Raw genomic sequence first — 259 nt, forward strand, 5'->3', positions numbered from 1 at the left:
GTGATTTCGGCGGCCGCGACAGCGACGCTTCCGTACGGAGCCTCGATGTAGCCGTCGGCTACCGCGTTGAGACCCTGGCGGACGATCTCCGCCCCGCCAGCGCAATCGCGACGCACGCGCAGGCCAGCAGCAGCGCGCCATGTTCGACGAACCCCGCACTCGCGCCGCCGATGATCGTGCCGACGAGAATCGCGACGAAGGTGCCCATCTCGACCATCCCGTTGCCGCCGACAAGCTCGTGGCTCGACAGATGTTGCGG

Annotated in this window: 1 pseudogene; it reads right to left on the minus strand. The window is 68.0% G+C overall.

Features of this window, described 5'->3' with window-relative positions:
• Window positions 1–70: 70 nt before the first annotated feature.
• Window positions 71–259 (minus strand): annotated as a pseudogene (locus SB772_RS42685) (glycerol acyltransferase); the annotation flags it as partial.

Origin of the sequence: Paraburkholderia sp. SIMBA_030, assembly GCF_046535245.1 — a bacterium.
Classification (GTDB): domain Bacteria; phylum Pseudomonadota; class Gammaproteobacteria; order Burkholderiales; family Burkholderiaceae; genus Paraburkholderia.